The organism is Aquimarina sp. I32.4 (genome assembly GCF_002924285.1).
GTDB lineage: Bacteria > Bacteroidota > Bacteroidia > Flavobacteriales > Flavobacteriaceae > Aquimarina.
Map to the genome: position 1 here is coordinate 1 of NZ_PGUB01000159.1, position 6,730 is coordinate 6,730.

Consider the following 6,730-nt stretch of genomic DNA (forward strand, 5'->3'; position numbering starts at 1 on the left):
ATTTTGTCTCATTCCATAAATTCATCCTCACTTTTTGTAAGTTGGTAAATAAAATAAAACGGTACAACTTAACCCCTTCGCTCCATTTCTATTACAGAAACTTCAGTACTACTACGGGTTAATCTGCCACTACATACACTTTCGGTATTCTGCCTCTAGGGTGTGCCTATTGTGCATTTCCCTTATCATTTGTATGTAGCTTCCCAAGTTCCGTAAATAAGCCTAAATAAAGTTCTTGCCACCTGAATGACGCCAGCCTTACAGAAAATAAATAGGTCGTCTCTGTAATTAATAGTATCGCTACTATCACTTTTAACTCCGTATCATACTTCGTAGCTTTTGACTGGAGGTTCCTACTTCTCGACACCTCTTCAATGGTTCACTTTCGTTCAACTCCTTTATTAATACCTGCTAATCTCTTGGATTAGATTCTCCTAAACGCTCAGCACCAAGACTATTAATCTAAGCACCTTTAGGTGGTTTAGAGCCATCGCCTATACAACCACTCTGATGGACCTACCATCATCTTATTTACAGCATGTAACCAATTTAATGCCGTGGTTACTTCTTGGCACACTAAGAAACGTAGGGCAGGTGATAAGCACTTTTGTTTCGGTTTATTACTTAGCTAAATATAAATATTTTGCTTTTTATCTTTTCTACTATAAACGCCAAATTTTATATTTAGCGGACTTTGTTAATATTCACAGATCTTTCGGTTTAGCACAAATGCCCTATGTTTTTTATACCTTGTTACCTGGCTGGCTTTTCTTTCCGTAAACTTGCTAGCGTTGGCGTGAAAGCTCTTTTAAATTTGTGAGGCACGAACAAACTTTAAATGTGCTTGAACTTGCGTTGGCTTATCCAATTAGTTTTTCTTTTCCATTTCCATAGACAACAATTCCTTTTTTAAAATCATAAAGATAATTTGCTATAAGTTTCCTTTCGCTGACTTTTTTTTGATCTACTAAGTAATAAGATATTCTTTGATTTGTCATAAACCTTATAAGTTCAAATAACTGTTCAAAATTTTGATTTTTCTTAATTCCAATAGTAATGCTTTTCTTTATTATATAATTTATTTCTGTTTTCAGAACTCTTTCGATTGAAGCTAGAGAAGTTCCTGGTTTGTTTTTCTCTCCTTGTTCTTTTAGTTCTTCAATTGAAGTAGGTAAATCTCCAAATCCTAAAAATACTTTAGCTCCTTTTTTTATAGATTCTATTCCTATTTTTCCATTTGAATTACAAGTTAAACAAAAGACTTTTTTCTTTTTAAATGTATCAATGTTATCAAATGTTATAAATTCTTCTTTGTGAAAATAATCTTCTGGGTGTTCCTTTTTTGCATCTTCACTTACAAAAGTATTGTCAAACGACTTTCCTTTTGCTCCATACAAGTAATTACTTCTTCCGTGTCCCATAAATAGTATTAAACCATTTTCAGGATGTTCAGAAATATTTTGAAGACAGTTTTGGTGAGATTCTTCATTAGGTTTAACATTATAATGATGTGTTAAACCTGTCAACTCACCATTTAAATGATTTTTTATTTTATCTAAAAAACCTGTAGTTGAATCTTCCGGATGGATAATAAGTAAAGATTTTTGCATATTAGATTTTGGTAGTTAGATAAGCAATAGTCTGTTGAATTATTTCTTTTTTGAATTCATTCCTAATTTGGTCATTAGCCTCAATATACTTGGCTATCTCAAGAAATGTTTTACCTACTAAATTTTTGTTGATAAAATTTTGTTCAAATATTAAATCAGGAAATTTCTTCAATTCTTCTTCAATGATTAAATCAGTAGATTCAATATTGGTTTTAAAAAAGTTTCTTATTTCAATGTCTCTATTGTCTCGTTCTAAATAATCTATTACACCATTCTTTACTAAAGCTTTTATTCTAGTAACAGCATTATCTCTTGATTCATCACGAATAATCGTTTTAAGAATATCATCCATTAAACCAGAATAGACAATTTTAGGTGTATTCCTAAAGATTCTATTTGCTTTTAATTGTCTTATTAATTCAACTCCGTTTATTTTAACATCCTCAAAATCATAATCGAAAGCTACAAGATGAAATACAACTCCACTAAACCTTCTTCTGTATTCTGAAATAACTTTTTCAATATCTATAGCTCCTTTGGTAAGAACTTCAATATATTCAGGGTCTCCAACACTAAATTGTTCGCAAATTAATTCGATACCATCATTTTTAGCATCTCTGATTAGTTTTTCTATCTCTTCAGTTTGGTCTTCGTTATCGATTATTAAGCACTTTCTAACCATTATTGTATTGTGATTTCAAAACAAGCTCCTTTTAACTGGACATTGTTTCCTATAAAATTAATCTTACCTTTCATTGACTTTAAACCAGTTCTAACAGAGTTTAACCCTATGCCAGAACCACCAATAGTTGTTGTTATACCTAAATCAAAAATAGTTTCTTTATTTTCAATAAATTTTTCAGGAACACCGTTTCCATCATCTGAGAAATATATTTTCAAAATTTCCTTTGTTGGATTGGACATTTCAATTTTAATATTTTTAGCAGATGCTTTAACTGAATTAGAAATCAAATCATCTAAAACAACTGAAATATCTAATAGACTGAATTTTTTAATAAGTTCTGATTTATTTGATATTACCTCAAAATTAAGTTCTGTTTTTGGGTAGATATCAGAGTAGATATTCACATATTGATTTATGTATTTAACTACATCAGCAATTTGTGTATTTGCATCTGCTTTAAAATTTGAGCGAGTGATTATTTTACTAATCTTATTTGCTTTTTCTGCTTGAAATTTAATTGCTCCTAGCGATTTTAAAAGATATGTTTTAGTGTACTTTTCGTCTAAAACTTTATGATATACATTATCTACACTATCACTTATTTTTTTCGAAGTAATTTTTATATTATGAACCAGTCCTTTTGCATCCTCTGTTAAATTTCTTGAAGATGTTCTTAAATAAGTGTTTTTTTCTTTTTCTAATTCAAGTTCTTTTTCTAATCTTTCAGCATCTTCCGTAGCTTTTTGCTTTTCTTCCTCAAGAGCTTTTACATCTTTAAACTGTTGTTGAATTTGAGTTTCTAACCTTTTTTGTTCTGATTTTAATTTATTTATTTCAGTTTGAGATATTGGAAAATTGTCAAGTTCAACTTTTGTAGTTGATATTTTACTCAAAAGTTGGTTTAGTTCAATAGATGATAGTTCTTTTTTAGATAGTTCATTTACTATAGAATTTAATTCAGCTTCTGATTTCTCCTTTTGTTCATCAGCTAAATCAGAAACAAAATCACTATTAATTGATAAATCAATGACTTCATCTTTTTTAGCGTTTATTATTTTCTCTATGACAGATAGAATTCTTTTGTTTCTTGTTAGTGAATCTTCATTGAAAAGTTCTTTTGATTCATTCCAATTAGGGTCATTTATTATTTCATCCTCTAGTTTACTGTAATTTTTTTCTACAATACTATCCCAATTAATACCTTCAACAACAAACCTTTCAAGTCTTCGTAACGTTTTTAAATAATAACCAAAAGGACTTGAGAATTTAGTTAATTGGTTGAAAACATCATTGTTTAATACTCCTGATCTACTAGAAATAATTTTAAAGTATTTTTCATCATCATCAGTTTCTACGTTATCAAAAACTTCTATTCTACCAATTACTTCACGAGTTCCCAGATGTCTTGCTCTACCTTGGTTTTTTCTATTTTCCATACCTAACCAATCATTCCCAGAGTCTCCGTAAGGAGGAACCCTGAATCCATCAATAAAAAAAGATATAGAACCAAATTCATTAGAGCGAATCCCAGTTTGCTTCATAAAGTAAGCTTTGGAATATGGATTTAAATAGTAAATGTGAATTTTTATGTTTTTGAGTAAATCAAAAGGGTTATGCTCTGTAAGAGTGAAAATTTCGTTACCTCTATCTTTTAGGGTTGTGGTTATTTTTTTTCCATCTTCAGAAATTTCAGAATGAATATATGTTACTTTAAAATTAAGCTTGTCAAAAATTTTATTTTCAACAGTGCCATTTATTTTTTGAAAAGATTGAAATTCTTTTTCAAACTTTAAAAACTCTTCTGCTAATATGTTAACATCAAATTTTTCAGATTCAAAACTTTGATTAGGGTTGATAAATTTTTCAAGTTGTCTTTTAAGTGAAAGAATTTTTTTGTGATTCCACTCTTCTCTAAGAGACTTTATTGATAAGGTAGTTCCAGATTTAAAAGAGTTTAAATTAGTTTCATCCTGATATTGATTCATTGATATTTCTTTAAGTTCAAAACCTATATCTTGAATGTTAATTTCAATATCATCAATTTGTTCAAATTCTCTCCAATCTATTGACAGTTTAATTAAGTTTGAATCACTCTTTTTTGTGTAGATTGTTAGAAATTTACCTAATCTGTCACAAGAAAATCTACCAACACCTTTATTACCTGCTAAGGTTCTGTTATGCTCTTCTTTTTTTGCTTTTTTTTCTGAGTATGCAATATTTAACCATTTATTAATCAAATCATATTCAGACATTCCTGAACCACTATCCGAAATAATGATTTCTGAGGAATTTAGTTTTTTATACTCTTTAATTTCTTGGTTATGAAGGAGGTTCCTAAATATAATATTTGATTCTTTTGAACCTGCATCAAAGGAATTTTTAACTAGTTCTAAAACGGCAATGTTATCATCCGTAATGAGGTCTTTACCAATGATACTTTTAAGCAAAACATTAGTTCTAAAACTTACTTTTGCCATTATATCATTGATTTTAAAATTAAACCTGCTTGTTCTCCAAATAAAGGAGGAATAGCATTTCCAATTTGTGAATATCTTGGTACTTCTTGTGTTCTTCTTTTTCCGCCAGTTGTATATTTTCCTTTAAACTGATAAGTGTCAGGAAATGATTGGATACGTGCATATTCACGAACTGTCATTATTCTTGGTTCGCAATAATGGATGTAATCATCTGGTAATGTTGTAATAGTAGGAGTAGGCTTATTTGCTTCTAATATTTTTGTGCTACTCTTTTTTAATTTGAAACGTTCTCTATATGTTGAGCTGGTTAGTTTTTCATTCAAAGCAATTTGAAATCTATTCTTAACTACGTCTGTATGTTTTGCAAATCGATGACTATCGACTTTACTTTCTTGTCTTTTGTGTTTTCGTAGGTGCTTTTGATATTTCGATTCAATTTCTCCATAAACACCAGCTTTAAAATTAGGGGTTTCCGATTCAACTTGTCCATTAGATTGGAGTAAATCAGAAATTGCATTTTCTAAAGATGGATTTACGGTAAGGTTTTTATTGATTAAGAAGTTTTCTTTATTGTTTTTAATTTCTTCAAAAAAAGTTTCTTTATTGATGTCTGAATTAGTTTCTACAAATTCATTTTGAATTCCTACTAAAATAAATCGTGTTCTTTTTTGAGGAACTCCATAGTCAGCAAAGTTTATTAAATGTCCTTGGACTGTATATCCTTTCTTTTTCAGTTCATCAATTACATATAATGAATATGCTCTTCCTTTTATATCATTCTTTTTAAAACCTTGTGTAAACCCTTTAACATTTTCAAAAAATATTAACTTTGGTTTTACTAAATCAATGAATTTAATGTAAGAATTAATTAAATCGTTTCTAGAATCATTTTCAATTCTTCTTCCAGCCATTGAAAAACCTTGACAAGGCGGACCACCTGCAACTAAATCAATTTTACCTCTTAGAGCTATTAGATTTTCAGAATGGTCTTCTAAAACTTGATTGATATCGTGGTGTTTTTGGTCTAACCAATTTGGCCAATCAAAATGTTTTTTCTTTTTGATTAAATTATGTTCAAGTGTTTTAAAAGCATCTTCGCTTTTTTCAATAGCAAAAGCTCCTTTCCAACCTGCATTATGCAAGCCTAGAGAAAGGCCTCCACAACCAGAGAACAAATCAATATATGTTTTTTGTTTCTCCATTTTATAAATTACTTTTTGTAGAGTGTAATAATATTCTAACATCTACATCCAATATGTTTGCAATCTTTCGGAGAACTTCAATACTTGGTTGTGCATTATTATTGCAATAGTTAGTTACTATTACATAACTTTTTTCAATCTTTTCAGAGAGCCAGGTTTGAGTCCTTCCTTGTTCTTTTAATACTTCCTTTATTCGATTCATTTCGACCATTCATAAGTCATTGTAAAGCATTTTTATACAGTATTGTAATATAATTTAGTACTGTATTTCAAGTGCAGTATATTATTATACGAAATTACAATATAAAAATGTATTGTAAAATATGATAAAATAGTATATATTTGTATTGTATTACAATATATAAGCATAAGAATATGAGCAAAAGATATACCAAATCTGATTTAGAAGAGATTGTTTACAAGCAATTAGAAAATCTAAATGCAATGCACGATTTATTGAGCATTATGAAAATTCAAAATGATTTGATTCAAAATATTAATCAAACATTAAGAGAAGAAATAGGTCAATTCAAAGAGCAACAAGTAATGTATCCAACAAGAAGAAGTTCAAAATCGTAAACTCTATGAGCGGTGGAATAAGGCAAGCTATTTTTATTTTTTGAGGCACGAAAAAAATGAAAAGTGCTTGACTGTGCGGTTGGCTTTTCAGCTTGCAGGTAACATGAATATATAGTTACCATGGTAACTATATATTTCTTATGTGAGGAGCTAATTTAGTAAATCTTTTAGATTTTT

Annotated in this window: 6 protein-coding genes; 1 reads left to right on the forward strand and 5 read right to left on the reverse strand. The window is 29.2% G+C overall.

The window, feature by feature from the left end; translation table 11 throughout:
- Positions 1 to 860: 860 nt before the first annotated feature.
- Genes CVD18_RS20745 through CVD18_RS20765 form a run of 5 tightly spaced genes read right to left on the reverse strand, consistent with a single transcriptional unit; the run spans position 861 to position 6,185 of the window.
- Positions 861 to 1,610: a hypothetical protein gene (locus tag CVD18_RS20745; RefSeq protein ID WP_103867397.1), complete on the reverse strand. Its 750-nt coding sequence runs from the start codon at positions 1,608 to 1,610 to the stop codon at positions 861 to 863.
- Between the two features lies 1 nt (position 1,611).
- The gene (locus CVD18_RS20750; RefSeq protein WP_103867398.1) at positions 1,612 to 2,292 is read right to left on the reverse strand and encodes a hypothetical protein; all 681 of its coding nucleotides are present in this window, start codon (positions 2,290 to 2,292) and stop codon (positions 1,612 to 1,614) included.
- Positions 2,292 to 4,772 (reverse strand): ATP-binding protein, encoded by a 2,481-nt coding sequence (locus CVD18_RS20755; protein WP_103867399.1) that lies wholly within the window; start codon positions 4,770 to 4,772, stop codon positions 2,292 to 2,294. The genes CVD18_RS20750 and CVD18_RS20755 overlap by 1 nt, the downstream gene beginning before the upstream one ends.
- The gene (locus CVD18_RS20760; RefSeq protein WP_103867402.1) at positions 4,772 to 5,974 is read right to left on the reverse strand and encodes a DNA cytosine methyltransferase; all 1,203 of its coding nucleotides are present in this window, start codon (positions 5,972 to 5,974) and stop codon (positions 4,772 to 4,774) included. Before CVD18_RS20760 ends, CVD18_RS20755 begins: the two co-directional genes overlap by 1 nt.
- Position 5,975: 1 nt before the next feature.
- Positions 5,976 to 6,185: a helix-turn-helix domain-containing protein gene (locus tag CVD18_RS20765; RefSeq protein ID WP_369858894.1), complete on the reverse strand. Its 210-nt coding sequence runs from the start codon at positions 6,183 to 6,185 to the stop codon at positions 5,976 to 5,978.
- A 164-nt stretch (positions 6,186 to 6,349) separates the two neighbouring features.
- Here CVD18_RS20765 and CVD18_RS20770 point away from each other — a divergent pair, with 164 nt between their 5' ends.
- A complete protein-coding gene (locus tag CVD18_RS20770) occupies positions 6,350 to 6,553 on the forward strand; it encodes a hypothetical protein (RefSeq protein WP_103867401.1) in 204 nt (67 codons plus the stop codon).
- Positions 6,554 to 6,730 lie beyond the last annotated feature (177 nt).